Source organism: Candidatus Salinivivens marinus, assembly GCF_965655845.1.
Taxonomy (GTDB): domain Bacteria; phylum Pseudomonadota; class Alphaproteobacteria; order Rhodobacterales; family Rhodobacteraceae; genus Salinivivens; species Salinivivens marinus.
Genome location: NZ_CBFHHX010000004.1, coordinates 152,894 through 175,582, shown reverse-complemented (window position 1 = coordinate 175,582; position 22,689 = coordinate 152,894). Strand labels below are relative to the sequence as shown.

Annotated in this window: 23 protein-coding genes and 1 pseudogene; 5 read left to right on the top strand and 19 right to left on the bottom strand. The window is 40.9% G+C overall.

Annotation, left to right across the window (positions count from 1 at the left end; all coding sequences use genetic code 11):
- Positions 1 to 51 precede the first annotated feature (51 nt).
- Positions 52 to 1,320, bottom strand: coding sequence for an ATP-dependent Clp protease ATP-binding subunit ClpX (gene clpX / locus ACTF5Q_RS05570; protein WP_438953667.1), 1,269 nt, complete (start codon positions 1,318 to 1,320; stop codon positions 52 to 54).
- A 117-nt stretch (positions 1,321 to 1,437) separates the two neighbouring features.
- Positions 1,438 to 2,064 carry an ATP-dependent Clp protease proteolytic subunit gene (locus ACTF5Q_RS05565; protein WP_438953666.1) on the bottom strand — a complete coding sequence of 209 codons (627 nt, stop codon included), beginning with the start codon at positions 2,062 to 2,064 and terminating at the stop codon, positions 1,438 to 1,440.
- A 187-nt stretch (positions 2,065 to 2,251) separates the two neighbouring features.
- Between ACTF5Q_RS05565 and ACTF5Q_RS05560 the strand changes: the two genes are divergently transcribed.
- Together ACTF5Q_RS05560 and ACTF5Q_RS05555 are read left to right on the top strand one after the other, a co-directional pair.
- Complete coding sequence (locus ACTF5Q_RS05560) at positions 2,252 to 3,265, top strand: GlxA family transcriptional regulator (RefSeq protein WP_438953665.1); 1,014 nt, start codon at positions 2,252 to 2,254, stop codon at positions 3,263 to 3,265.
- Between the two features lie 56 nt (positions 3,266 to 3,321).
- Positions 3,322 to 4,503 (top strand): FAD-binding domain-containing protein, encoded by a 1,182-nt coding sequence (locus tag ACTF5Q_RS05555; protein ID WP_438953664.1) that lies wholly within the window; start codon positions 3,322 to 3,324, stop codon positions 4,501 to 4,503.
- A 90-nt stretch (positions 4,504 to 4,593) separates the two neighbouring features.
- Here ACTF5Q_RS05555 and ACTF5Q_RS05550 read toward each other — a convergent pair whose 3' ends face one another.
- From ACTF5Q_RS05550 to ACTF5Q_RS05500, 11 genes and pseudogenes are all read right to left on the bottom strand, one after another.
- Positions 4,594 to 5,856 (bottom strand): FCSD flavin-binding domain-containing protein, encoded by a 1,263-nt coding sequence (locus tag ACTF5Q_RS05550; RefSeq protein WP_438953663.1) that lies wholly within the window; start codon positions 5,854 to 5,856, stop codon positions 4,594 to 4,596.
- Positions 5,857 to 5,878: 22 nt separating this feature from the next.
- Positions 5,879 to 6,139 carry a c-type cytochrome gene (locus tag ACTF5Q_RS05545; RefSeq protein WP_438953662.1) on the bottom strand — a complete coding sequence of 87 codons (261 nt, stop codon included), beginning with the start codon at positions 6,137 to 6,139 and terminating at the stop codon, positions 5,879 to 5,881.
- Between the two features lie 186 nt (positions 6,140 to 6,325).
- Positions 6,326 to 7,087, bottom strand: a pseudogene (locus ACTF5Q_RS05540) (c-type cytochrome); the annotation flags it as partial.
- Positions 7,071 to 8,333 carry a sulfite dehydrogenase gene (gene soxC, locus ACTF5Q_RS05535; RefSeq protein WP_438953661.1) on the bottom strand — a complete coding sequence of 421 codons (1,263 nt, stop codon included), beginning with the start codon at positions 8,331 to 8,333 and terminating at the stop codon, positions 7,071 to 7,073. The pseudogene ACTF5Q_RS05540 and the gene soxC, both read right to left, overlap by 17 nt.
- Positions 8,334 to 8,367: 34 nt before the next feature.
- Complete coding sequence (gene soxB, locus ACTF5Q_RS05530) at positions 8,368 to 10,065, bottom strand: thiosulfohydrolase SoxB (protein WP_438953660.1); 1,698 nt, start codon at positions 10,063 to 10,065, stop codon at positions 8,368 to 8,370.
- A gap of 96 nt (positions 10,066 to 10,161) precedes the next feature.
- Positions 10,162 to 11,001, bottom strand: a complete 840-nt coding sequence (gene soxA / locus ACTF5Q_RS05525; protein WP_438953659.1) for a sulfur oxidation c-type cytochrome SoxA — start codon at positions 10,999 to 11,001, stop codon at positions 10,162 to 10,164.
- A gap of 49 nt (positions 11,002 to 11,050) precedes the next feature.
- Positions 11,051 to 11,380, bottom strand: coding sequence for a thiosulfate oxidation carrier complex protein SoxZ (soxZ, locus tag ACTF5Q_RS05520; protein WP_153697144.1), 330 nt, complete (start codon positions 11,378 to 11,380; stop codon positions 11,051 to 11,053).
- Positions 11,381 to 11,395: 15 nt separating this feature from the next.
- Positions 11,396 to 11,818: a thiosulfate oxidation carrier protein SoxY gene (gene soxY, locus ACTF5Q_RS05515; RefSeq protein WP_438953658.1), complete on the bottom strand. Its 423-nt coding sequence runs from the start codon at positions 11,816 to 11,818 to the stop codon at positions 11,396 to 11,398.
- A 27-nt stretch (positions 11,819 to 11,845) separates the two neighbouring features.
- Positions 11,846 to 12,301 (bottom strand): sulfur oxidation c-type cytochrome SoxX, encoded by a 456-nt coding sequence (soxX, locus tag ACTF5Q_RS05510; RefSeq protein ID WP_438953657.1) that lies wholly within the window; start codon positions 12,299 to 12,301, stop codon positions 11,846 to 11,848.
- A gap of 118 nt (positions 12,302 to 12,419) precedes the next feature.
- On the bottom strand, positions 12,420 to 12,974 hold the full coding sequence (locus tag ACTF5Q_RS05505; RefSeq protein WP_154032574.1) for a thioredoxin family protein: 555 nt from the start codon (positions 12,972 to 12,974) through the stop codon (positions 12,420 to 12,422).
- A gap of 40 nt (positions 12,975 to 13,014) precedes the next feature.
- On the bottom strand, positions 13,015 to 13,752 hold the full coding sequence (locus ACTF5Q_RS05500; protein ID WP_438953656.1) for a cytochrome c biogenesis CcdA family protein: 738 nt from the start codon (positions 13,750 to 13,752) through the stop codon (positions 13,015 to 13,017).
- Between the two features lie 123 nt (positions 13,753 to 13,875).
- Between ACTF5Q_RS05500 and ACTF5Q_RS05495 the strand changes: the two genes are divergently transcribed.
- From ACTF5Q_RS05495 to ACTF5Q_RS05485, 3 genes are all read left to right on the top strand, one after another.
- Positions 13,876 to 14,223 carry a hypothetical protein gene (locus ACTF5Q_RS05495; RefSeq protein WP_438953655.1) on the top strand — a complete coding sequence of 116 codons (348 nt, stop codon included), beginning with the start codon at positions 13,876 to 13,878 and terminating at the stop codon, positions 14,221 to 14,223.
- 68 nt (positions 14,224 to 14,291) lie between these two features.
- Complete coding sequence (locus ACTF5Q_RS05490; protein ID WP_438953654.1) at positions 14,292 to 14,633, top strand: ArsR/SmtB family transcription factor; 342 nt, start codon at positions 14,292 to 14,294, stop codon at positions 14,631 to 14,633.
- A 59-nt stretch (positions 14,634 to 14,692) separates the two neighbouring features.
- The gene (locus ACTF5Q_RS05485) at positions 14,693 to 15,751 is read left to right on the top strand and encodes a YeeE/YedE family protein (protein WP_438953653.1); all 1,059 of its coding nucleotides are present in this window, start codon (positions 14,693 to 14,695) and stop codon (positions 15,749 to 15,751) included.
- Here the strand turns inward: ACTF5Q_RS05485 and ACTF5Q_RS05480 are convergent.
- The 6 genes from ACTF5Q_RS05480 to dnaG form a co-directional block, all read right to left on the bottom strand.
- Positions 15,718 to 16,353, bottom strand: a complete 636-nt coding sequence (locus tag ACTF5Q_RS05480; protein WP_438953652.1) for a riboflavin synthase — start codon at positions 16,351 to 16,353, stop codon at positions 15,718 to 15,720. The two genes, ACTF5Q_RS05485 and ACTF5Q_RS05480, sit on opposite strands and share 34 nt — an antisense overlap.
- A 148-nt stretch (positions 16,354 to 16,501) precedes the next feature.
- Positions 16,502 to 17,605 carry a bifunctional diaminohydroxyphosphoribosylaminopyrimidine deaminase/5-amino-6-(5-phosphoribosylamino)uracil reductase RibD gene (ribD, locus tag ACTF5Q_RS05475; protein WP_438953651.1) on the bottom strand — a complete coding sequence of 368 codons (1,104 nt, stop codon included), beginning with the start codon at positions 17,603 to 17,605 and terminating at the stop codon, positions 16,502 to 16,504.
- 8 nt (positions 17,606 to 17,613) lie between these two features.
- The gene (nrdR, locus tag ACTF5Q_RS05470; RefSeq protein ID WP_438953650.1) at positions 17,614 to 18,078 is read right to left on the bottom strand and encodes a transcriptional regulator NrdR; all 465 of its coding nucleotides are present in this window, start codon (positions 18,076 to 18,078) and stop codon (positions 17,614 to 17,616) included.
- A 112-nt stretch (positions 18,079 to 18,190) separates the two neighbouring features.
- The gene (locus tag ACTF5Q_RS05465; RefSeq protein ID WP_438953649.1) at positions 18,191 to 18,610 is read right to left on the bottom strand and encodes a secondary thiamine-phosphate synthase enzyme YjbQ; all 420 of its coding nucleotides are present in this window, start codon (positions 18,608 to 18,610) and stop codon (positions 18,191 to 18,193) included.
- Between the two features lie 29 nt (positions 18,611 to 18,639).
- The gene (rpoD, locus tag ACTF5Q_RS05460) at positions 18,640 to 20,619 is read right to left on the bottom strand and encodes an RNA polymerase sigma factor RpoD (RefSeq protein ID WP_438953648.1); all 1,980 of its coding nucleotides are present in this window, start codon (positions 20,617 to 20,619) and stop codon (positions 18,640 to 18,642) included.
- A gap of 107 nt (positions 20,620 to 20,726) precedes the next feature.
- Positions 20,727 to 22,664, bottom strand: a complete 1,938-nt coding sequence (dnaG, locus tag ACTF5Q_RS05455) for a DNA primase (protein ID WP_438953647.1) — start codon at positions 22,662 to 22,664, stop codon at positions 20,727 to 20,729.
- Between the last annotated feature and the right edge of the window lie 25 nt (positions 22,665 to 22,689).

Below are 22,689 nucleotides of genomic sequence, written 5' to 3'. Positions count from 1 at the left end.
TGCCATTTAAAAACTAATTCAACGATATGCTTTGTTTACTTAACACTTTAGTTAACTTGCACTAGCAGGCTCTTTCTGTTTGTCGGCGTAAATCATAAGCGGCTTGGCTTCCGTTGAAGTTATTACTTCATCGTTGATTACTACTTCACTTACCTCTTCCATGCCTGGCAATTCAAACATAGTATCTAGTAACGTATTCTCTAATATAGAGCGTAATCCACGAGCTCCTGTTTTTCGCTCTATCGCTTTCTCAGCTATTGCCTCTAATGCATCGTCGGTGAAGGTTAGTTTAGTATCCTCAATCTCAAAAAGTCGTTGATATTGTTTAATTAAAGCATTCTTGGGCTGGGTCAAAATCGTAACAAGAGCATCTTTATCCAAGTCCTCCAATGTAGCAAGAACAGGTAAACGCCCAACAAATTCTGGGATTAGCCCAAATTTCAATAGATCTTCAGGTTCTAGTTGCTTAAATATCTCCCCAATACCACTTTCATCAATATCACGCACATCGGCGCCAAAGCCCATAGCACTGCCCTTGCCGCGTTGAGAAATCACTTTATCCAAGCCAGCAAAAGCGCCACCACATATAAATAATATATTTGTTGTATCTACCTGTAAAAATTCCTGCTGAGGGTGTTTTCTTCCGCCTTGCGGCGGTACGCTCGCAACCGTACCTTCCATTAACTTTAGTAAAGCCTGCTGAACCCCTTCACCGGAAACATCTCTGGTGATAGAGGGATTCTCTGATTTTCTAGTAATTTTATCGACTTCATCAATATAAACTATACCGCGTTGAGCGCGCTCAACATTATATTCAGCCGACTGAAGAAGTTTTAAGATAATGTTCTCAACATCTTCTCCCACATAGCCAGCTTCAGTTAATGTAGTAGCATCAGCCATCGTAAAAGGAACATCTAATATACGAGCAAGAGTTTGTGCTAACAAAGTTTTTCCACACCCCGTTGGGCCAATTAAAAGAATATTAGACTTTGAGAGCTCTATATCACTGGATTTTGATGAGTGATTGAGTCTTTTGTAATGATTATGTACGGCTACTGACAGCACCCTTTTAGCCATTTCTTGGCCTATCACGTAGTCATCCAAAACATCACAGATTTCTCGTGGCGTAGGAACTCCGTCAGTAGATTTTAAACCAGTTGCTTTAGTTTCTTCACGAATTATGTCCATGCATAATTCGACACATTCATCACAGATAAAGACAGTCGGGCCAGCAATAAGCTTCCGAACCTCATGCTGGCTTTTTCCACAAAAGCTGCAGTAAAGGGTATTTTTGCTATCCGAACCTGACCTAGATGACATATTACTCCTTTCAAAGCCCTAAAGTTCTATTATTACAGCCTTCTTCTTTACTTTAATTGTAGGGCACTCAGTAGCAAGCTACAATGGTATTTTAAATTTTTATAATTAGCTATTGTATTATTTTTCATCATCACTTGTACGCTTTGTCACGATTTCATCAATGAGGCCCCACTCCTTAGCATCTTCAGGAGACATAAAGTTATCCCGTTCAAGGGCTGCTTCGACAGTCTCAAATTTTTGTCCAGTATGATGAACATAGATTTCATTCAATCGTTTCTTGAGCTTTAAAGTTTCTTCAGCGTGTATCATTATATCGGTCGCCTGCCCTTCATAACCACCAGAAGGTTGATGAACCATCACTCGGCTGTTTGGTAGCGAGAAACGCATACCCTCCTCCCCAGCAGTCAGCAAAAGCGATCCCATGGAGGCCGCTTGCCCTATAACAAGTGTAGATACTTTTGGCTTAATATACTGCATTGTATCATAAATGGACAAACCTGAAGTCACTACTCCACCCGGGCTGTTTATGTACATACTTATATCTTTGGTAGGGTTTTCAGCCTCAAGGTGAAGCAGTTGAGCCACTACCAAACTAGACATTCCATCATGAACTGGACCATTTAGAAAAATAATACGTTCTTTAAGCAGTCTTGAGAAAATATCATATGCTCTTTCGCCACGACTAGTTTGTTCCACAACCATAGGAACTAAGGTATTCATATAAACGTCAATTGGATCTTTCATAGATTCTCTGCCTATTATTTTGTAAAGTTCATTTATTGTTCTAGTATTAGCAAAGGGTGGCTGCAATAGCTCAAGCCTAAAAGATTTTATCAAAACTACAGTTTTTCTGGTATCTCTTCTAAAATGCAGGTTCTTGCTAGATAATTAACTTAACTTTACATTTTACATCGCGCGTGGATTAATTCACATGATAAATGATAAATTTGTTTCTAAAGGTGCTGCAAGTTTTACCCTAGATGACAATAGGGAAAAGCAAGTATTTTATTTTTTATTACTACCAAAATTAACAATGCTTGCTTTCAGCTCTGCATTAGAGCCTTTAAGAATTGTCAACCAGCTGACACAAAAAGAGATTTATAATTGGCATATCCTAACACCTGGAAATATGCCTGTTACTTGCTCAAACGGGGTGGTTATAAATCCAGACACAGAATTAGAGGACGTTCAAAAAAATGCTACCATTTTTGTCTGTTCGGGTGTGGAGCCCATGTTTACTGCGGATAAGCAAGTTATTAATTGGATTCGCAAACAACACAGAATGGGATCTAAATTTGGAGGAATTTGTAGTGGCGCCTATGCTCTAGCTAAGGCTGGAATAATCGGACCCTCCAAATTTACTCTACACTGGGAAAACCAACCGGGTTTTATTGAGACTTTTCCAGAGCTATCACCAACACAAAGTCTTTTTGAAATTGAAAAAAACTTAATTACCTGCGGTGGTGGGAGTGCTGCGACTGATATGATGTTGCATTTAATAGAGGAAAGCTTAGGGAGGGAGGTCGCGATTGTTGTTGCGGATATGTGCATTCACAAAAGAGCAAGTGGTCAAAAGGCTCCACAAAAATCCTCGTTATCCGTAGCACTTGGATCCCGCAATCTTCATCTTATTTCGGCTATTCAAGTAATGACGGAAACTGTAGAAGAACCCTTACCATTAGTTAAAATGTGTGAAATTCTAAAAATATCTCGTCGTCAATTAGAGCGGCTATTTAAACGGTATACACAACAATCTCCAATCCAGTTTTACTACTCTCTGCGGCTTGAAAAAGCGCATGCACTTTTAAATGAAACAAATATGTCAATAACAGAAATAGCAACAGCGACAGGCTTCAATAGCGTATCTCATCTATCACGCCAATTTAAGGCAAAATATAGTATCTCCCCCACTTCTTTCCGAAAAGGTTGGCATCTGAACACTTGATTGAATTTTTAATAAACCCTTCTAATTCAAAGAGAGTTGTTAGATTACGAGATGACATGAATAATCATAAAATTATACCTACTAGAGAAGCTGGCCTCGAACGGTTGAAGGCTTTCTTACCTTCAGCTGGCAAAAACTACGCCGCGTTTAGAAACTATGATCTCGGTCAAGAGAAACATTTTAATGTGTCGATGCTTTCTCCCTACATACGTCACCGAGTTTTAACCGAAACCGAAGTCTTAAAATCTGTCCTTCAGTCGCATTCACAAAAAAGCGCAGAGAAATTTATACAAGAGATATTCTGGCGAACTTATTGGAAGGGCTGGTTAGAGATGAGGCCAACAGTTTGGGCTGAATACTGTTCCAACCTAAATAAGCTCTATGATCAATTACAAACACAATCTGGCCTTCGAAGATCTTGGGAGGATGCCTGCTCAGGAAACACTGGTATAGATTGCTTTGATAGCTGGGCGAAAGAATTGTTTGAAATAGGCTATTTACACAATCATTCCAGAATGTGGTTTGCGTCTATTTGGATCCATACACTGGAGCTCCCTTGGGAGCTCGGAGCAGATTTTTTCCTCCGTCATTTACTGGATGCTGACCCCGCATCGAATACTTTGAGTTGGCGGTGGGTTGGTGGAGCTCAAACTATTGGGAAGACGTATATGGCTTCTGCGCAAAACATTCAAAAGTTCACAAAAGGCCGCTTTTACCCAAGAAATTTATCCCGAACTCCTAAAATGATCCAGAGCAGCAATAATCCTGATCGGCTACCTATTTCATTTGATGCTGTTCCAGATAATCCCAAAAATTATGCAATTTTGCTTCATTGGGAAGACATGGATTGGTCAGGATTAAAAGACCTCCTACCAAATGCAAAAAAAATATTCTGTTTGGTTCCAAATAACGAGCCAAAACCATTAATTGCATCTAATTTACAACAAAATTTTAGAAAAAAATTAGTAGACGACTCTTTAATGCGTTGGCAAAAGAACTTTGGATCAGTTAAATTTATAGAGAACTTAGAGGCTTTGAAAAGTGATGCCTTTGACTCCATTTTTACGAATTATATCACAGTGGGTCATACACGCGACTTTATACAAAACTTTGACTGGGGAAGTACAAAATTGATTAAAATCGCACACGACTATGACCGCAGAACCTGGCCTCATGCAACCCATGGATTTTTCCGGTTTAAGGACCAAATAGGGAATTTTTTATTAGCTTTGAATTAATACTATCGTACAAATTCAAATAATATAATTGTAAAACGAGTTTTTATTTAACCCCCAAGTTGACATGGGGGTTAAATAAATATCAATTTATTAGCTAAACATATCAGCGGTAATACCAGAATACCAACCGATAGACTCTTCGTAGGTTGCTTTTCTTAGATCTGCCGCTTCGCCAGTTTTACTTACAAAGCCATCTATTTTAGCAATTTTCTCGTCAGTAGCTTCGTAAGTAGCTCCCACTTTTACACCATCATTAGTGTCAATCAACGACCAACATGTGTTAGAGAATTTAGCAGGAAATACTTTAGAACCTGTCAGTGCTCCTCGAACTGCCATAGCAGCCACTTTTGCTTGTGAGTTCGCTGAATATCCAGATTTAGGCATATCGCCTTGTGCGGAAGCATCTCCAAGCACATGGATGTTTTCATCAATTCGACTTTGCATCGTATGCCCCGATACTGGCGCCCAATTCCCTTCGGTGATACCAGCGATTTCACAAATCCTACCTGCTTTCATAGCGGGTATTACGTTACAGGCATCAACCTTTGTAACTTCTCCATCTATTGTCACAGTCATTGCATCTGGATCAACAGAGACATTACCACCTCCAAATTCAGATCCAATCCAGTCAATCATTCCAGAATAATGGTTGCCCCACCCTTCTTGAAATAAACCCATTTTAGAAAATTTTGGTTTTGGATCAGCCACTATTATTTTAGCTGTTGGATTTTTTGCCTTAAGTAGATGAGCGGTCATTGAAATGCGCTCATATGGCCCTGGAGGGCATCGGTATGGATTAGGTGGTGCTACCATCGCAAAAATACCACCTTGAGGCATCGCTTCAATCTGAGCTTTTAGCAGTTCTGTTTGAGAACCAGCTTTATAAGCATGTGGCATTTTGTTTTGAGCATTTATAGTCCAGCCTTCGACTGATCCATCAATGAAATCAATTCCAGGTGACAAAATTAAGCGATCATAATTTAATGTCGAACCACCAGCTAAACTTACAGTCTTTGCACCTCTGTCTATACCAACAGCCCAATCATGTACCACGTTGATACCGTATTCGGTAGCAAGGTTACCATAGCTGTGACCGATACTATCCAAAGTTCTAAACCCACCGATGTATAGGTTAGAAAAAAAGCAGGTATAATAACTTCTTGTTGGCTCAACCAAAGTTACATCGATTGCACCTTTACTGTCTTTTGCAATATAACGGGCAGCGGTTGCACCGCCTGCACCACCGCCAACGACAACAACCCTTGGCTTGCCACTGGCCATAACGGTTGGTGCAGTTAATGCAGCAGCTATTGCAGCACTACTCCCTATAAAATTTCGTCTGTCTAATTTCATGTTTTACCTCCCATTGAAAACATTAATTTAGTCCTTCAAAATATGCAGCCAACGCTGCAATTTCTTCATTCGATAGTCTTTTTGCCATCATTTGCATAACTGGGTTTTTACGTACTTTCTGTTTATACTCATGCAATGCAATTATTATATCCCGCTTCGATACTCCAATGATGGATGGCACACCAGGAGCTGAGCCCTCTACCTTGTGACATGTCTTACAATCACTCGCTAAATACTCACCGTATTCGGGATCACCCACGATGTTTAGGATTTCAGCTGGCAATTCAATTTCCGCAGAATACACTAAACCTGAATAAAAAAAGCAAACTATCGCTGTAAGTATTCCTTTTAAATGGCACGGCATTCTTTATATTAATCTCTCGCTAGCTAATTTATTATGTTATTTCAGCAAAAAAGTCTCAATAATTCAACATTTTTATGTATTCTTTGTTTTCAGCAAATTTCACGAGCCATCATCTTCGGGTGTCACGTCCAGAACACGCGCCCGCATCGAAACCTCAACATTCAGTTTACAATCTTCCATACATGGATCTCTACTAAATAACGGGTATTCTGTCACATTCCTATCATCAATGATAAAACCCTCTGCGTTAGGCATTTCCACGTCTAAGAAGTTTTCATTTGATAAAACAAAGTCTTCATCATCGATGATATCATTCGAATAAAGAATGTAAGCCAGCATCGCATAAACATCATCATCACTTAAACTTTGTGCATACCCGAATGGCATCGATCTGTGAATATAATCCCACGCAGTTGAAAGATAGGGCCAATATGAGCCTACAGTTTTTAAAGGATCTTCGTCTGCAAGAGTACCCTCTCCGCCAGCTAACTCTGGCCATCTATCTACACCCTCTGCAAAATCCCCATGACAGGCTCCACATTGTTCAGAAAATATTTCTTCGCCATAGCTCACAGAACCTGAACCGACGGGAAGCCCTGTTCCATCAGGCGCAATTTCTAAATCCCAGGCAGTTATTTCCTCGTCCAAAGCTTTTCTTCCCAAACCCAACGTACCGCCTAACTCTCTTGGTGCATTAGATGCATTAGCAGCGGCTATAATTCTTAAATCAAAATCATATTCGGCATTTACCGTTCTTGGTTTAGTAGGTAATTTGGTAATATTCCTGTCGGCAAAGTTATAGGCCAGGGAAAAAATAAAAACTAAGCTCAAACTTGACAGAAAAAATAAGTTACGAGACTTCGACATTTTCAACCTCCCCACCTTTCTTTACCCACCATGTTTGAATGCAATTATTATGATAAATCGAATTAAGGCCACGGACTTTTCTCAACTGCTCTTTGGTCGGCTGAACATATCCAGTCTCATCATGTGCTCGACTTTGAAGAAACATCTCCTTACCATTCCAATCAATATCTAAATAAAAACGTGTTAAAGCCTTTGTCTCTCCAGGCTTTGCAAGTCTTGCTTGATACCAATTCTTACCACCATCGAGAGTAACATCAACGCGAGTTATAGCGCCGTGCCCTGACCAGGCTAAACCAGACACAACTAACGGGCCAGATTTGTGTTTAATGGGGGCTTGTGGGCTTGGAGATGTTATCACAGATTTAGCATCCATGACCCATGTCCACTTCCTGGATGTGCCGTCTGCCAACGTGTCAGTGTATTTGGATGTTTCTTCACGACTTTCTATGGGTTGATCCGTTACCTCGACGCGTCGCAACCACTTTACCCACATGTTGCCTTCCCAACCAGGTACGACTAGTCTAACAGGATAGCCATGCTCTTTACGCAAAGCCTCACCATTTGCCTTGAAAGCCACAAAAACATCATCCAGAGCTTTTTCTATTGGGATAGAGCGGCCATTGGATGATGCATCGGCACCTTCAACAAAGACCCACGAACCCTCGGGTTTTATTCCAGCTTCGTTAAGTAGAGTACGTAACGGAATACCTGTATACTCCATGTTGTGAATCATACCGTGGGTAAATTGAGCCCCATTCAATTGGGCTCCAGCCCATTCCATTCCCGTATTGGCAGCACATTCACAAAAGTATACGTGGTTCTCTCTAGGAAACCGCTCAAGATCTTCATAAGTGAAAATCAATGGTTTCTCTACCAACCCATTAATCATAAGCCTGTAGTCTTCTTTTCTAAGTTCTATAGCTCCTGAATGATGCCTTTCAAAAGCACACCCTTGAGGAGTGATTGTTCCATCCAGTGCGTGGATGGGGGTGAAATTCACTGAACTAATTGTATCCGCGGTGAGCCACTCTACATTTCTGCGAACAACATCAGATTCAAAATCAATCGGCAGTCCGTATGGTGTAGCGTCTACACCATCACCAGTAAACTGAGCCCATTCCTGCATTTCAGTAATCAATGGATCTGGTTCGCTTGCATTTGCTGTCGTACTGGCAGTCAAAGCGGCGCCCCCGACTGCTACTGAGCCTTTTAAAAAAGATCGTCTGGAAGTCTTTATTTTTGTCATATTTATATCAATCTCCAACCAATAGAAAAGCGCATTAAGCGCCTATTACTTGAACAGAATTATTAGGGTTAACTTTTACAATACCATTTCGGCGAATATAATTTTCCACCAGGTCCCAAACCTGCGGTCCCTCCGTACCCTCATTAATTGAAGCCCATCCGGCCACTACATAGTTTTTATAGGGATCAATCTTTTCTCCAGTTTTAAGAAGTGTTAAATCAGTTATTCTCTCACCTTGGGGCTTGTTAATATCTATTCGGTATCCCATACCACCAATACGAACCATGTCTCCACCCTGTTGGTAGTAAGGATCTGGGTTAAAAAGGTTATCGGCAACATCTTCTAAAATTATGTGTATGAATTCACCGGTCATCTCAGTTCGGTAGACCTTGCCGTAGCTCATGGAAGTAACATTCCAGATATCTTCTCTGGTAATGTCTTGTCCTGGCAAAATCGAGGGACCCCACCTTACACCCGGTGACATCGAAATATCTGCTTCACGCTCCTCGATTAAAGCCTGACATATCAAGTCATCCCAAGTACCATTAAAATTTCCTCTGCGATAAAGCAAACTTTCAGACTGTCCAATTACTTCAGACAATTGATCGATATAAGGTGCTCTTTCTCCATCAATGAGAGCGGCCATGTCGGGATCCGGTGTAATAACATCCGAAAAAATCGGTATCAACTTATGTTTGAACCCCATCATCTGCCCGTTACGAACATCCAAATCGATCCTACTTACAAACTTACCGTTGGATCCAGAAGCTACTATTACCGTATCATTGACCAATACTGGCTCTGGAAGAGCGTCATGAGTATGACCTGATAGGATAATATCAATGCCAGTTACAATGCTGGCCATCTTTTTATCTACGTCAAAACCATTGTGAGATAAAACTACAACAAGATCTGCGCCTAATCCACGAACTTCGTCAACCATCGCCTGCATGTTTTCATCTCTAATTCCAAAACTGTACTCTGGAAACATCCAGCTTGGATTGGCAATGGGCATATATGGAAACGCTTGACCTATGACGGCAATTTTTGACCCTCCTCGCTCAAAAAATGTATAAGGCTTAAAATACTCTGCTGGTTCATCCCATTCAGCGTCAAATATGTTTTGACCTAATGCAGGAAAGGGAAGAGTATCAATTATTTCATGTACTCGGTCAGAACCTAGGGTAAATTCCCAGTGGAATGTCATAGCCTCTGTATTGAGCGCGTTCATAACATTAACCATGTCCTGGCCTTGGGTATGGTGACACGTATATGAACCGTGCCAGGTATCACCTCCGTCCAAGAGAATAGCATCTGGCCTATCAGCTCTGATGGATTTAACTACGGTCGCTACTCTATCTAAACCACCTACACGACCATATTCTCTTGCTAGAGCAGAAAAATCGTTATGTGTTAATGCATAGTGGGAACGGCTTCCATCATCTATTCCGTACATCTTTCTAAAATTAGCGCCAGTAATGTGTGGGACCTGGCCAAGAGCACTTCCTACACCAAGATTAATCTCTGGCTCACGAAAGTAAATTGGCTTGAGCTGTGCATGAATGTCGGTAATGTGAATGAGCGACACATTTCCGTATGTGTCAAACCGCAACAAATCATCTTGAGACAGTTTTTGTTGCGCTGCAAGCTTTGAAAACGAACCAAAACCAGAGGCTCCATAAATTGCTGATGTTGCCATTCCTACTTGTAGAAAATCTCGACGGGAAAACATAGTCTACACTCATTTATTATAAATTACATATTCGCATATTTGAATTTGTTTTGCAACAAAAACCCCCAGCCCATTTCTGGGCTGGAGTTTTCAAATTTAGTTTCGGACTGAAGGGGTCTCGATCATCAATCCGTTTGAGCGAGAAGCAACGTACAGTTCGAGGGCCTTGAATTCATCACTTCCCTCTTTGAAAGGTGTTGCTCTGATATTCTTCATACAACCCTTAAATCGACCGTGAATTGTATTAAGTTTGGCATTTTTCAGACGATATGTAGGAAATCCATTAATTTGACCCTGAGATAGATGGTCAGCCCTAATCATATTACCATAATTATCTTCATGGCAATTAGAGCAAGACATATCTAACTGACCAACCCTCTGATAATATAACTCTTTACCTTTTTCCCACATACTTGTAGCAGGGCCATTTATTGCAACGTCAACTGTCATTCCCCGTGACTGAAGGCCAATCAAACCGATCATTCCAGCCATTTTACCACCAGACCATTTCCATTTCTCAGCACCCATTCTTTCAGTTCGGCAATTGTTGACTAATTCGGGTATCGTCTCCAATTCGCCACTGCCGTTCACCCTTGGCATAGAAGCTCTTAAACCTTTAAAAACTTCTGGGGATTCATGACATGATACGCACGCCTTTCCAGCTGACCCGTCCACTGCGTTAAAAGTATCAATGGCCTGATCAATAAAAACAAATGCTGGATTATCAAAATCATCCATTTGAAGTGCCTGTGTTTCATCAGTTCTAAATGTCCATCCAGAATAAATTGTATCAACATTTTCTAAATGCGCTGGCGCCGCTACCGATGTCACGAACGGCTCCTCATTAATAGTAAGCTGTGAGTCCTCACCTGCAATTGTAACAATAGGCGTTGCTACAAGTCCTGCCATCGCAAGTATTATTTTTATAAGCTTCATAACTTTTCTCCCAATAAAAGTTGCACAATTTATCCTACCCAAAGCAATATTATGCCATTTCTACTTTCTTTTTAGTCTCATATACCGACCCATCATCATCGTACCAAGTAAAGTGAAATTCACCTGCTTCAGGAACAACGGCATCAAATGAAAAATACGGGTTGGTTGAAATAGCTCCACCCATCTCAACATCTACTACTGTTTTACCATTAAATGCGCACGTGAAACGATGAATAATTGAACGAGGAATCTTATTACCATCACTATCTTTTCGTTGACCACTCTCCATTTTGTGGCTGATCAATGTTTTCAAAGTCACCATTTCTCCCGCTGATGCAGTTTTAGGAACCTTAACTCTTGGTTTTACACCTTTTGCCATTGTAATATCTCCTCTTTAGCCGCCGCAGCCGCCAATTGTTACTTTTACCATTTTTGAGACTGCTGCAAAAGAGCCATCAGCCATTTCTGCAACTGCTACTACATCTTGAGTGCCAGCCAAACGAATTCGCGTAGTTGCCGCTTGCGCAGCTGCTCCATCGCCAAACTTAAATTTAGCTACACCTGGCAAAGGGTTTCCAGCAGCCATAATTGTAATTACTACGGCACCTGGCGCATCCACAGAAATTGGAACTGTGTTTCCATTTTCAGCAATTTCAGGTGCAGTGAGGTCTATGCCTGATGTGGCTGCATCTGCTCCACCTGTAACACCCATTATTAACTCATTTACAGGTATTGCCGCTGATGACAGCGACGGTAAAATAGTTGTAAGCGCGGCCGCTCCACCTATCACCATTGTATCACGTCTTGTGACTTCCATTATACTCTCCTTTTATACAGTAGCAGCTTATTCTTTTAAGGTCGAAAGATAAGCCAAGACATCTTCAACTTCTTGTGCTTCAAGTATTGTTTTCCCGATAAACTTTTTCAAAGTTCTGTTATACCCTGCGTCTTTGTAAAATGCTGGCATAATAGTACCTTCGAACATCATTTTGGAATTCACCAGAATACCTCTTAACGCTTCCGTTTCATAACGATCTGCCACACCATCAAGCTCTGGCCCAACCTCACCGTGAAATGTTTGCTCGCTCATTTCAGTATTCACGTGGCATGCTAGGCAATTACCTTTTTTTCGGTTCATGAACAACTTCCGACCGTTTGCTGCATCACCTGCAACCCCAGTCAGAGATGCTTGAATTTCTCCACTCTCTCCAAATTGTACGTCCGAAGGCGCAATTGATCCCGCGAAGGAAGCACTGCCCAGTAACGCTGCTGCAAATGCAGTCTTTGCAAATAGTTTCATATTACCTCCCTAAGCTACAGTAAGGTTACCCTACCTTGCTGCTCTCAGCATAGGACACAAAATATGAATCGCGCAACAACAAATTCCAAAAATTGAATAACTATATTTTTTGATATCTCTAGTCAGATTTGGCAGCGCGTCTTTCATTAACCATTCTGGCATGGTATCTCTGAAAATCCTCATCATTATCAAGGAGATAACGCTCTTCGCGCACCCATGTAAAAAGATCTAAAGTTGTACCTGGATGAAAGGCCCCCGGCATCATTGCCACCGCTGCTTGTTGTGCAGTAGCATCTGCCTTTACCTCTTGAGGTAGAAAAATAATTGAAGGTGTGAATAGAATCCCCCATTTTCGTGCCATATCTTTTTCGGGCAAGATTTCACCATCAAAATCTGTAACCTCAATATCTCCATGAAGATTTAACTGCACCACAAAAAAATTATCCTCAATGTAATTTGAAATATTTTCTTTTGAAAAAACCTCTTTGTGCATCTTAGTGCAATATATGCAGCCAATTTGCTCAAAAAATAAAACTAGCCGCTTCCCTTCAGCGTTTGCCTCTTCTAAATCCTCACGCAAATCCTTAAAAGTATCTTGCATCCATTTTGTCTTATGAAGACCATCATCTCCAACCTCTAGAGCTATAACTTGAGTAACAAAAAGTGGGGACATAGCGAGTAGTAAAATTTTTAAAAACTTATTGAACATCGTTTTATACTCCAAACAAATTAGGGAAAGAGACCAACATCCAGTTGGCTAAACCATTAATTGAGTCAGTTATCAAAAGGCCTGCAAAAAAGATTAGTAGCAACCCCATAAACTTTTCTACGTAACCAAGATAGGAACGAAACCGTGCCATAAAATGCAGAAAAGGATTTATGAACCAGGCGGCAATTGTAAAAGGCATGGTCAAACCGACCCCAAAAACAAACAATAACAGCAAACCGCGATAAGCTGTTGTTTCCAATGAGGCCGTCATAATAACAGCAGTTAACACCCCCCCGACACACGGTGTCCAACCTGCAGCGAATGCAACACCAACGACAAAGGAGCCCAGTACATTCATCTTCCGAGTATCTCCAAATTGAATTTGAAACTGACGATCTAGAAATGCAATTTTTATGATTCCTAAGAAATGAAGGCCCATTATTAAAATGATTGCAGCAGCCACCCATCTGAATTCATCTTGATAACTGCGAAAGGTTTGCGAAATAGAAAATGCCGCTGCACCTAGAAGAACGAAAACGCTTATAATCCCAAACGAAAAGCTAATTGAAGATATTAAGGCGCGTCTTCGAATATCATACGGCGTGGTATCATTCGCCTTCAGAGCTGCAAGACCAGATCCTGCCATGTAACTCAAATAAAAAGGGACAATCGGCAATATACAAGGAGAGAAGAAAACAACTAATCCGCCAATGAAAGCTCCCCATACTGAGACGTCCAACATTGGCAAATCCTTGTCTAATTCACATATTCATATTATAGAAGATGTAAGAAGTTGCGTCAATCACGGCTTAGCTCCATGAGAATTTTACTAAAATCACTTACATTCTTCACACTGGCACTTTTTTTGAGTTCTAATTTTCTAAACGCAGCCGATAAGTTCAATCTAATCTACGTTGAGCAGCAGGGATGTATTTATTGTGAGATATGGGATGAAGAATTATCCGCTATTTATCCAAAGACTGATGAAGGAAACTTTGCCCCATTAGTGCGAGTTGACATTAGTGAGTATGAAGAAAAAATTGAATTTGTTAACCCCGTTGTTTTCACACCTACCTTCATACTTACAAAAAATTTAAGAGAAATCGCTCGAATAGAAGGGTATATTGGGGACGATTTATTTTGGGGAATGCTGGAAGTGGTACTTAAACGAGAAACAAATTTTGACGAAGATTTAATAAAAGTAAATGAATAAAATCAAATAGAAATTGAACGCAAAAGCAATTTAGACTAACTTAAAGCAGACTTAAGGATTGAATTGTAATGACACTCCCAGTCATAACAGAGAATATGTCAGAGGACGAACTGGACGCTGTCGTGGAAAAAGCTACTAGTGCGTCTGCTTTTTTAAAGGCGATAAGTCATGAAGGACGTCTGATGATTTTATGTCATTTGGTTTCCGGTGAAAAAACTGTGACAGAACTTGAAGATCTTATTTCAGCAAGACAAGCCGCAGTATCACAACAGTTATCACGGCTGAGGCTTGAGGGACTTGTAGTTCCAAGACGCGATGGGAAAACTATTTATTATCGCCTCGCCGACGATAAGCCTAAACGCGTGCTAGAAGTGGTATATGACCTCTTTTGTGCTGAGAAAGATGATTAATATTGTTGTTTTGATCTGCAAGTAGAAGATCACCTACTAATGTGGGAGTAGTATACGCTATGCTTGAGGCTCTGGATGGAAATGAACTTTCGGCTCTTATTGGTTTAATCGGAGGTATTCTTTTAGGATTAGCGGCTCGCATGGGTAGATTTTGTACACTTGGAGCAATTGAAGATGCAACTTATGGTGGCTCACAAATAAGGATCCGCATGTGGGCAATCGCACTCGGCCTTAGCATTATATCCGTGCACTTTTTATCAAATTTTGGACTAATTAATAGTTTAGAAAGTCTATACCTTTCCAGTGAATGGAACCCATATTCTTCAATAGTAGGAGGTCTTCTTTTTGGATATGGAATGGCAATCTGTGGCAATTGTGGATATGGAGCTCTAGCTCGTCTCGGAGGAGGTGACTTACGCTCATTTGTAATTGTTTTAGTGATGGGAGTTTCTGCTTATATCACCATATCCGGGCCACTAGCAAAAACACGCGTGAGCTTATTTCCTGTGATGCCACTGGAGTCTCCCACCCCACCAAGTTTATCATACCTTGGGTTTCATAGCTTTGGAATTAATCCAGTACTTGGAGGTTCAATAATAGGAGTAATTTTTCTAATTTACGGCTTTTATAACTGGAAAAACAAAATACAATGCAGCTCTATTTTTTGGTCGGTAATTGTAGCGATAGCTATTGTTGCTGGGTGGCTAGGGACATCATGGGTAGCTTCGATATCATACGAGCCAAGTGCAATTCAGTCTTTCACATTTGTTGCACCAGTAGGTGAAACTATTCTTTACGCCATGTACGGAAGTGCCATGAATATAAAGTTTGGTATCGGAGCAGTACTCGGAGTACTAATTGGTGCGTTTATCGGCTCTCTGATAAAAGGTCATTTTCGCTGGGAAGCATGTGAAGACCCACGAGAACTGAAGCGTCAAATCCTTGGCGCCTCAATAATGGGAGTTGGCGCTGTAATATCTTTCGGCTGCTCTGTTGGCCAAGGCTTAACAGCATTCAGCACTCTAAGTTATTCTGCTCCAATAACATTATTCTGCATATTTGTAGGAGCGCGAATTGGTCTTTTTCAACTGATTGAGGGATTTCGGCTAGCCGAGTGAGCGGTCTCTTCATTCACTTCTTTCAATCGTGCCACGTAGCGAGCCAGCGTATCAATCTCTAAGTTTAAATGGTCACCAATTTTTGAAGAGCCCCAAGTAGTTACTTCTTTAGTATGTGGAATTACATTTACTCCAAATTTTGATGAATGAACCTCGTTTACAGTTAGAGAAGTTCCATTTAGGGCGACCGACCCTTTTGGAGCAATAAATTTTTGCAAATCTGAGGGTGCTAAAAAAACAAACCTAGTACTGTCGCCTTCATCCTTCATATCGACTATTTCAACGACCCCGTCGACATGCCCAGACACTATATGCCCCCCAAGCTCATCTCCAACTCTAAGAGCTCTTTCCAGGTTAAGGCTCGTTCCAATCACCCATGTGTTAAATTTCAAGTGGGTCTTTTCAACACTTTCTGCGCTAATCTCTACGTCAAACCAATTAGAACCAGTATTGATTACTGTTAAACAAATTCCGTCACATGCAATAGAAGCACCGATCGCTACAGTACTCATATCATAATTTGTCTCTACACGTGCCCTTAAATCGCCTCGCTTTTCAAGCTCAATAATTCTTCCTATGTCGGTTATTATTCCAGTGAACATGCTACAATCCTTCCGACCTATTTTTTGAAAATTAGAATTTCAATACCTAACTAATCTGGATATCTGGAACTTACCTAGTTAAAAGCAAGATTAGAAGTGCTAGTTTCAAACTAAATTGTTATGATTTTTATACTTTTCTAGAGCTTGATTATTTTACAAACCATCGGGTCATTATATCACCACCCAGAGTTACGGATTCCATTAACTCTAAACGTCTAGCGTCTTGGAGTTTATCAAGTCCTAACGATGCAACTGTCGGCAAACCATCCTCTCCTATAATGATTCCTGCTGTGAAAATAATCAATTCATCTACAAGATTGTTTGACAGCAAGCCTGCGGCTAGATTACTCCCACCTTCGCAATAAACTGAAGTAAGCCCTTCAAGTGCCAAGTTTTTAAGTGCGTTTTTGAGTACAATCTTACCATTGTTAGATTTTGCTTCCAGCAGCTTTGCTCCCTCTTTGGCCCATGTCTCTTTTGTTCCTTCATTTGTATCAGCACCATGGATGATCCAAGTGGGATGTGCCTTCATAGAAGTGAATATTCTGCTATCGTGAGGTAGGTTGATTTTATTCGAAATTAGCACTCGAACAGGGTTTGCTGAACGCGCAATATTTCTTACAGTCAGTCTTGGATTATCTTTCCGAACGGTTCCTGCACCAACCATTATTGCGTCGTTAGACGATCGTTGAAGGTGGACTACTTCTCGCGATTTCTCATTTGTAATCCACTGACTGTCACCTGTTCGTGTAGCAATCCGCCCATCAAGACTAGTTGCTAATTTTAAAGTTACCTTAGGTCTACTTTCGTTAATTTTAGTCAAAAAACCACTATGATCATATTTTGCTTTTTCAGAAAGAACCCCAGTTGTGACTTTAATTCCAGCTGATTTTAACATTAACAAACCAGAACCGTTCACACGCGGATCATCATCTCTAATTGCCACTACAACATGGGCAACACCTGCATCTATTAGAGCTTTTGCACAAGAACCTGTCTGGCCCTCATGCGAGCAGGGCTCCAATGTTACAAAAACAGTTGCTCCTTCAGCCCGATTACCAGCTTGGGCCAATGCCTGAGTCTCGGCATGTGGCCTACCACCATCCCCAGTATTTCCTCTCCCAACTACAACACCATCGTCCACAATAACGCAGCCGACTGAGGGATTAGGCCAGGTTTTACCAAGCCCGCGGCGACCAAGAGACAAAGCTACAGACATATAATGTTCATAAGCCAATGACTGACTAACCATGCTAAAGGCTATTCTTCGACTGGTTTTGGGCGTAGCTCACTAACAAATTTGTCAAAATCATCTGGGTTTTGAAAATTCTTATAAACACTCGCAAACCGAACATAGGCAACAGTGTCAATCCGCGCCAAGGATTCCATAACAATTTCACCAATTTGATTGGAGGGAATATCTGTTTCGCCCGAGCTTTCCAATCTGCGCACAATTCCAGAGATCATTTGATCCATGCGCTCATGCTCAACTGGTCTCTTTTGCAGCGCAATTCGAATAGATCTTTCAAGCTTTGCTCTATCAAATTCTTCTCGACGCCCACTAGACTTTATGACTACTAGGTCCCGCAATTGCACCCGCTCATACGTTGTAAATCGGCCTCCGCAAGCGGAGCAAAATCTTCGTCTGCGAATTGATACATGATCTTCAGCAGGCCTGGAGTCCTTGACTTGAGTATCAATATTACCACAAAAAGGGCAGCGCATTGATCTTCCTTTCAATCAGTTTCATCGAGCATGGGCTGTTGTTCCCAGCTTTCTACCAACAACATATTGTGTCATCATACTATTTGATACACTTTTTTTTCTTCTAGTAAAATTATATGTCGCTTTGCAGCTTTGCTACAACTTCTCTAATCTTTGGAGCTTTCCTATGTTCAAATAAATATATGCCTTGCCATGATCCTAGAGCCAATTCGCCTTTTATTACAGGAATGGTCAAGGAAACTTGACCCAGAGAGGCTTTTATATGCGCTGGCATGTCATCTTCACCCTCGTACCGGTGTGTAAGGTAACTCATGCTGGGATCTGAACTTGACGAAACTAATCGCTGAAAAAAATTATTCAGATCGGTTTTTACTTCCGGATCAAAATTCTCCTGAATGAGTAGACTTGCGGAAGTATGTTTCACAAACAGATGCAATATACCGTCACCAAAAACCCAACTCTTTAGGTCATCGGTAAACTCATAAAGGCCTGATCCCTTTGTATTGATTACGATCTTTTTAAGTTTCGCCAAATTTCCTGTTTACCACTAAAATTAACGCTCTACTGGTCCAAGAAACTTCTTAACTTACGAGACCGACTAGGATGTTTCAGTTTCCTAAGAGCTTTGGCTTCAATTTGCCTAATCCGCTCTCTCGTCACACTGAATTGCTGGCCTACTTCTTCTAACGTGTGATCAGTATTCATACCAATACCAAACCTCATTCGCAAAACACGTTCTTCACGAGGCGTTAGTGATGATAATACTCTAGTCGTCGTTTCTTTAAGATTTTCTTGAATCGCACTGTCGAGAGGCAGAACTGCATTTTTATCTTCTATAAAATCTCCAAGCTGACTATCCTCCTCATCACCAATAGGCGTTTCGAGTGAGATAGGTTCTTTAGCAATTTTCATAACCTTGCGAACTTTTTCAAGCGGCATCTGTAGCTTTTCTGCCAACTCCTCGGGAGTAGGTTCTCGACCTATCTCGTGCAGCATTTGACGGCCAGTCCTGACCAACTTGTTTATAGTCTCAATCATATGGACAGGAATCCGAATTGTTCGTGCTTGATCTGCTATCGAACGAGTAATGGCCTGCCGAATCCACCAAGTGGCATATGTCGAAAATTTATAACCACGCCTATACTCAAATTTATCAACCGCCTTCATTAACCCAATGTTACCCTCTTGAATCAAATCAAGAAACTGTAAGCCACGATTTGTGTATTTTTTTGCAATCGAAATCACCAACCTTAGATTAGCTTCAACCATTTCTCTTTTCGCTTGGCGGGCTTCCTTCTCACCTTTTTGGACTTGTGCTACGATCCTACGAAACTCTGCTATATCCAATCCAATATACTGGCCGACCTGCGCCATATCCGCCCTGAGTTCTTCCGCTTTTTCACGCGACTTTTCGATAAACATTTGCCAGCCACGACCACTTTTTTCCGCCATGCGATCCAACCACCCAGGATCCAATTCATGACCTCGATACTCTTCAATGAAATCCCGACGGTTTATACGTGCCTGATCAGCCAACTTGACCATCGCCCCATCGATTTGCATAATTCTACGATTGATACCGTATAGCTGATCGATAAGTGCCTCTATTCTGTTATTATGAAGATGTAATTCGTTTACAAGCTGCACAATTTCAGCTCTCAGCAACTGATATGTTTCCTCTTCATCAGTAGTAAAATTCATGCTCTTGTTCAAAGCTGCAGAAATGCGAACGTCCTGCATTGTAGAAAGACGCTCGTAGTCATCCGCTATACGGTCTAAAGTTTCTAAAGCTTGAGGTTTAAGGGCAGCTTCCATAGCAGCCAAAGACATATTTGAATGTTCATCATCCTCGTCATCATCGTCGTCATGAATAATCGGATTTCCATCAGCATCTAATTCTGGCTCATTATTTTTTACTGCCGCCTTTTCAGCAGTCACATTTGCAGTATCTATAACTGGCTCATCATCTTCGCCTAGCTGATTTCCGAAAGTTGCTTCAAGATCTATGACATCCCTAAGCAAAATATCTTCATTAAGCAATTCATCGCGCCATATTGTTATAGCTTGAAAAGTTAGAGGACTTTCGCACAACCCTGAAATCATTGTATTTCGACCAGCCTCGATGCGCTTGGCAATCGCAATTTCACCTTCTCTGCTGAGTAATTCAACGGATCCCATTTCCCGCAAGTACATGCGAACAGGATCATCTGTTCTATCTAACTTTTCAGTGTCTCCTGATGAAAGAGCAACATCCTTGGTTCCGGCTGTTGTTACTAGTTCAGTATTTCTATTATCTTCTTCTTCAGCCTCATCATCTTCGATAATATTTATCCCCATCTCCGATAACATCGACATAACATCTTCAATTTGTTCCGACGATACTTGATCGGGAGGCAATACATTGTTTAATTGATCATATGTGATGTACCCACGCTCACGAGCCTCTGCGATCATCTTCTTGACTGCAGATTGACTCATATCTAGGGAGAGATCTGCTTCTTGATCTTCTGATTTTTTATCCTCAGTATCTTTGGCGGCCATTCACAACTCCCAATAATGTTGAATGATTCGTTTTGCGAGAATCAATATACAAATTCACTGATTCGGCCACCCAAATGAACGATAAAAAACATTTTTTGTCGGCTCAGTTAGCTTTTTTTCTTTCCAAAGCTAATGGTTTTCCGGATTTCATCTAGTTTGAGACGTTCTTCTCGGTTTATGTTCAAACCGTTTTGCGCTTGCTCATAGTTGATTGTATCCTCCTGAACGGAACTAACTGTTCGCTGTTTTGCGTTGTTTGCCATTTCAAGTCTAGAGAAGTCTCTTTCATGCCATTCTTCGGGTGGTGTATTATTAATTTCATCCACTTCTACTGATAGACCTCGTTCACTATTGAGCTTTGCAAGTTCCTCCCTCAGAGTTTGTTGACCCATTTCTATTGTACCTTTTACGCGAAGACAGGGTAAAACTCTCAGGTGTGATAAGCTCAAAAGTTTCTCAACTTTCTCACCACCAATTTTCTCCATAAGTTTATTCTTTATTTCGGTTTTGGTTCCTTTGTCTATTTTGACCAGTTCCTTTAGGATCAAATCACAATCGGGACTTGCGAGATCTATCATTACTAACTCATCGTAGAATATCTCAATCAGTTCCGGAAAATTCATCAAGACCGCTATAATTGTAGACTCGCGAATTTGCGCTGATACTGTTTTTTCGTCTGCCGCCACTAAGAAAGATGACTTCGTATAGCTTTGTGGCATCAATCTAGAATTACTTTTAAATTCAGTCTTTCCGGTATTTTGTCTTCCAAAAAATTGCCTACGGGCTTGAAAAAGTGCATCCCTATAGTGATTTTTAAGATTTTTTTCCTTTATTAATGCAATCGCATCCGCGAGGGATTTATCCAATCCAGCTCGCCTCTCGGGACTATCGAAGCTTTTACTTTCTGTTTCTCTTCTCCAGATCAAATCTACCATAGGAACTGCTTCATCGATTAGATTTTTAAATACGGAAGCCCCGTCATTTCGAATTAAGTCGTCAGGATCCTTACCCTCTGGCATAATTGAAAACCTCAATGCCTTACCAGTTCTAAGAAGTGGGAGAGAAAGGTCAATTAATCTGTAGGCAGCACGCAATCCTGCTTTGTCACCATCCAAAGCGATAATTGGCTCGGGTGATATACGCCACATAAGTTGCAATTGTTTTTCAGTAATCGCAGTACCAAGCGGAGCGATAGCTCCATTAAAATTTCCTGAATCTAGGGCAATTACATCCATATACCCTTCGGTAACAATCAAGGGCTCACCCCTTCCAACAGCAGACCTTGCACTTACTAAGTTATAAAGATTACTACCTTTATCAAACAAAGGTGTTTCAGGAGAATTAAGATATTTTGCCCTAGCCGCAGGGTCCAGAGATCTTCCGCCAAATGCAATACACCGTCCCCTGCTGTCACGAATTGGGAACATTACTCGCCCCCGAAAACGATCATATAACCGATTACTCTCATCAGATTTTACAGACATGCCAGTTTCAATAATTGCTTCCAAATCATAACCCTTGTCTATCAATTTCTGAGTAAGAATAGTTTGATCTGCAGGCGCAAAACCTATTTCAAAACGCTCAATAGCATCTGAACAAATTCCACGCTTTTTTAAATACTCGAGTGCATGCTTTCCCTGATTTGAATTAAGTGTGAGGCGAAAAAAATTTACAGATTGCTCCATAATCTCGAGCAATATTTTATTTCGATCGGCTTTTTCTTTGGACTTTGGATCAAATTCAGGCATCTGAAGGCCAACTTCTGAAGCTAGGATCTCTACCGCCTCAATAAAGTTTACATTCTCTGTTTCTTTAATAAAACCGATCGCATCACCTTTAGCTTGACAACCAAAACAGTAATAAAACCCTTTATTATCATCCACATGAAAACTTGCTGTTTTTTCTTGATGAAAAGGACAGGGAGCCCACATATCCCCTCTAGCCTGATTGGATTTACGCAAATCCCACTGGACTTTACGCCCCACTACATCAGAGAGGCAAATTCTAGACCTAAGTTCATCTAAGAATCCATTCGGCAAGCTCATGATTAATCATCAGTCTTTCTTGTAT

Bases quoted from the DNA above. Each gene is read 5' to 3' on its own strand.
- rpoD (WP_438953648.1), bottom strand. From the start codon at position 20,619: ATGGCCGCCAAAGATACTGAGGATAAAAAATCAGAAGATCAAGAAGCA.
- ACTF5Q_RS05565 (WP_438953666.1), bottom strand. From the start codon at position 2,064: ATGAAAGATCCAATTGACGTTTATATGAATACCTTAGTTCCTATGGTT.
- ribD (WP_438953651.1), bottom strand. From the start codon at position 17,605: ATGGTTAGTCAGTCATTGGCTTATGAACATTATATGTCTGTAGCTTTG.
- soxX (WP_438953657.1), bottom strand. From the start codon at position 12,301: ATGAAACTATTTGCAAAGACTGCATTTGCAGCAGCGTTACTGGGCAGT.
- dnaG (WP_438953647.1), bottom strand. From the start codon at position 22,664: ATGAGCTTGCCGAATGGATTCTTAGATGAACTTAGGTCTAGAATTTGC.
- ACTF5Q_RS05485 (WP_438953653.1), top strand. From the start codon at position 14,693: ATGCTTGAGGCTCTGGATGGAAATGAACTTTCGGCTCTTATTGGTTTA.
- soxZ (WP_153697144.1), bottom strand. From the start codon at position 11,380: ATGGCAAAAGGTGTAAAACCAAGAGTTAAGGTTCCTAAAACTGCATCA.
- ACTF5Q_RS05550 (WP_438953663.1), bottom strand. From the start codon at position 5,856: ATGAAATTAGACAGACGAAATTTTATAGGGAGTAGTGCTGCAATAGCT.
- nrdR (WP_438953650.1), bottom strand. From the start codon at position 18,078: ATGCGCTGCCCTTTTTGTGGTAATATTGATACTCAAGTCAAGGACTCC.
- ACTF5Q_RS05560 (WP_438953665.1), top strand. From the start codon at position 2,252: ATGATAAATGATAAATTTGTTTCTAAAGGTGCTGCAAGTTTTACCCTA.
- soxA (WP_438953659.1), bottom strand. From the start codon at position 11,001: ATGAAGCTTATAAAAATAATACTTGCGATGGCAGGACTTGTAGCAACG.
- ACTF5Q_RS05500 (WP_438953656.1), bottom strand. From the start codon at position 13,752: ATGTTGGACGTCTCAGTATGGGGAGCTTTCATTGGCGGATTAGTTGTT.
- clpX (WP_438953667.1), bottom strand. From the start codon at position 1,320: ATGTCATCTAGGTCAGGTTCGGATAGCAAAAATACCCTTTACTGCAGC.
- soxB (WP_438953660.1), bottom strand. From the start codon at position 10,065: ATGTTTTCCCGTCGAGATTTTCTACAAGTAGGAATGGCAACATCAGCA.
- ACTF5Q_RS05480 (WP_438953652.1), bottom strand. From the start codon at position 16,353: ATGTTCACTGGAATAATAACCGACATAGGAAGAATTATTGAGCTTGAA.
- soxC (WP_438953661.1), bottom strand. From the start codon at position 8,333: ATGACAAAAATAAAGACTTCCAGACGATCTTTTTTAAAAGGCTCAGTA.
- ACTF5Q_RS05490 (WP_438953654.1), top strand. From the start codon at position 14,292: ATGACACTCCCAGTCATAACAGAGAATATGTCAGAGGACGAACTGGAC.
- ACTF5Q_RS05505 (WP_154032574.1), bottom strand. From the start codon at position 12,974: ATGTCCCCACTTTTTGTTACTCAAGTTATAGCTCTAGAGGTTGGAGAT.
- soxY (WP_438953658.1), bottom strand. From the start codon at position 11,818: ATGGAAGTCACAAGACGTGATACAATGGTGATAGGTGGAGCGGCCGCG.
- ACTF5Q_RS05555 (WP_438953664.1), top strand. From the start codon at position 3,322: ATGAATAATCATAAAATTATACCTACTAGAGAAGCTGGCCTCGAACGG.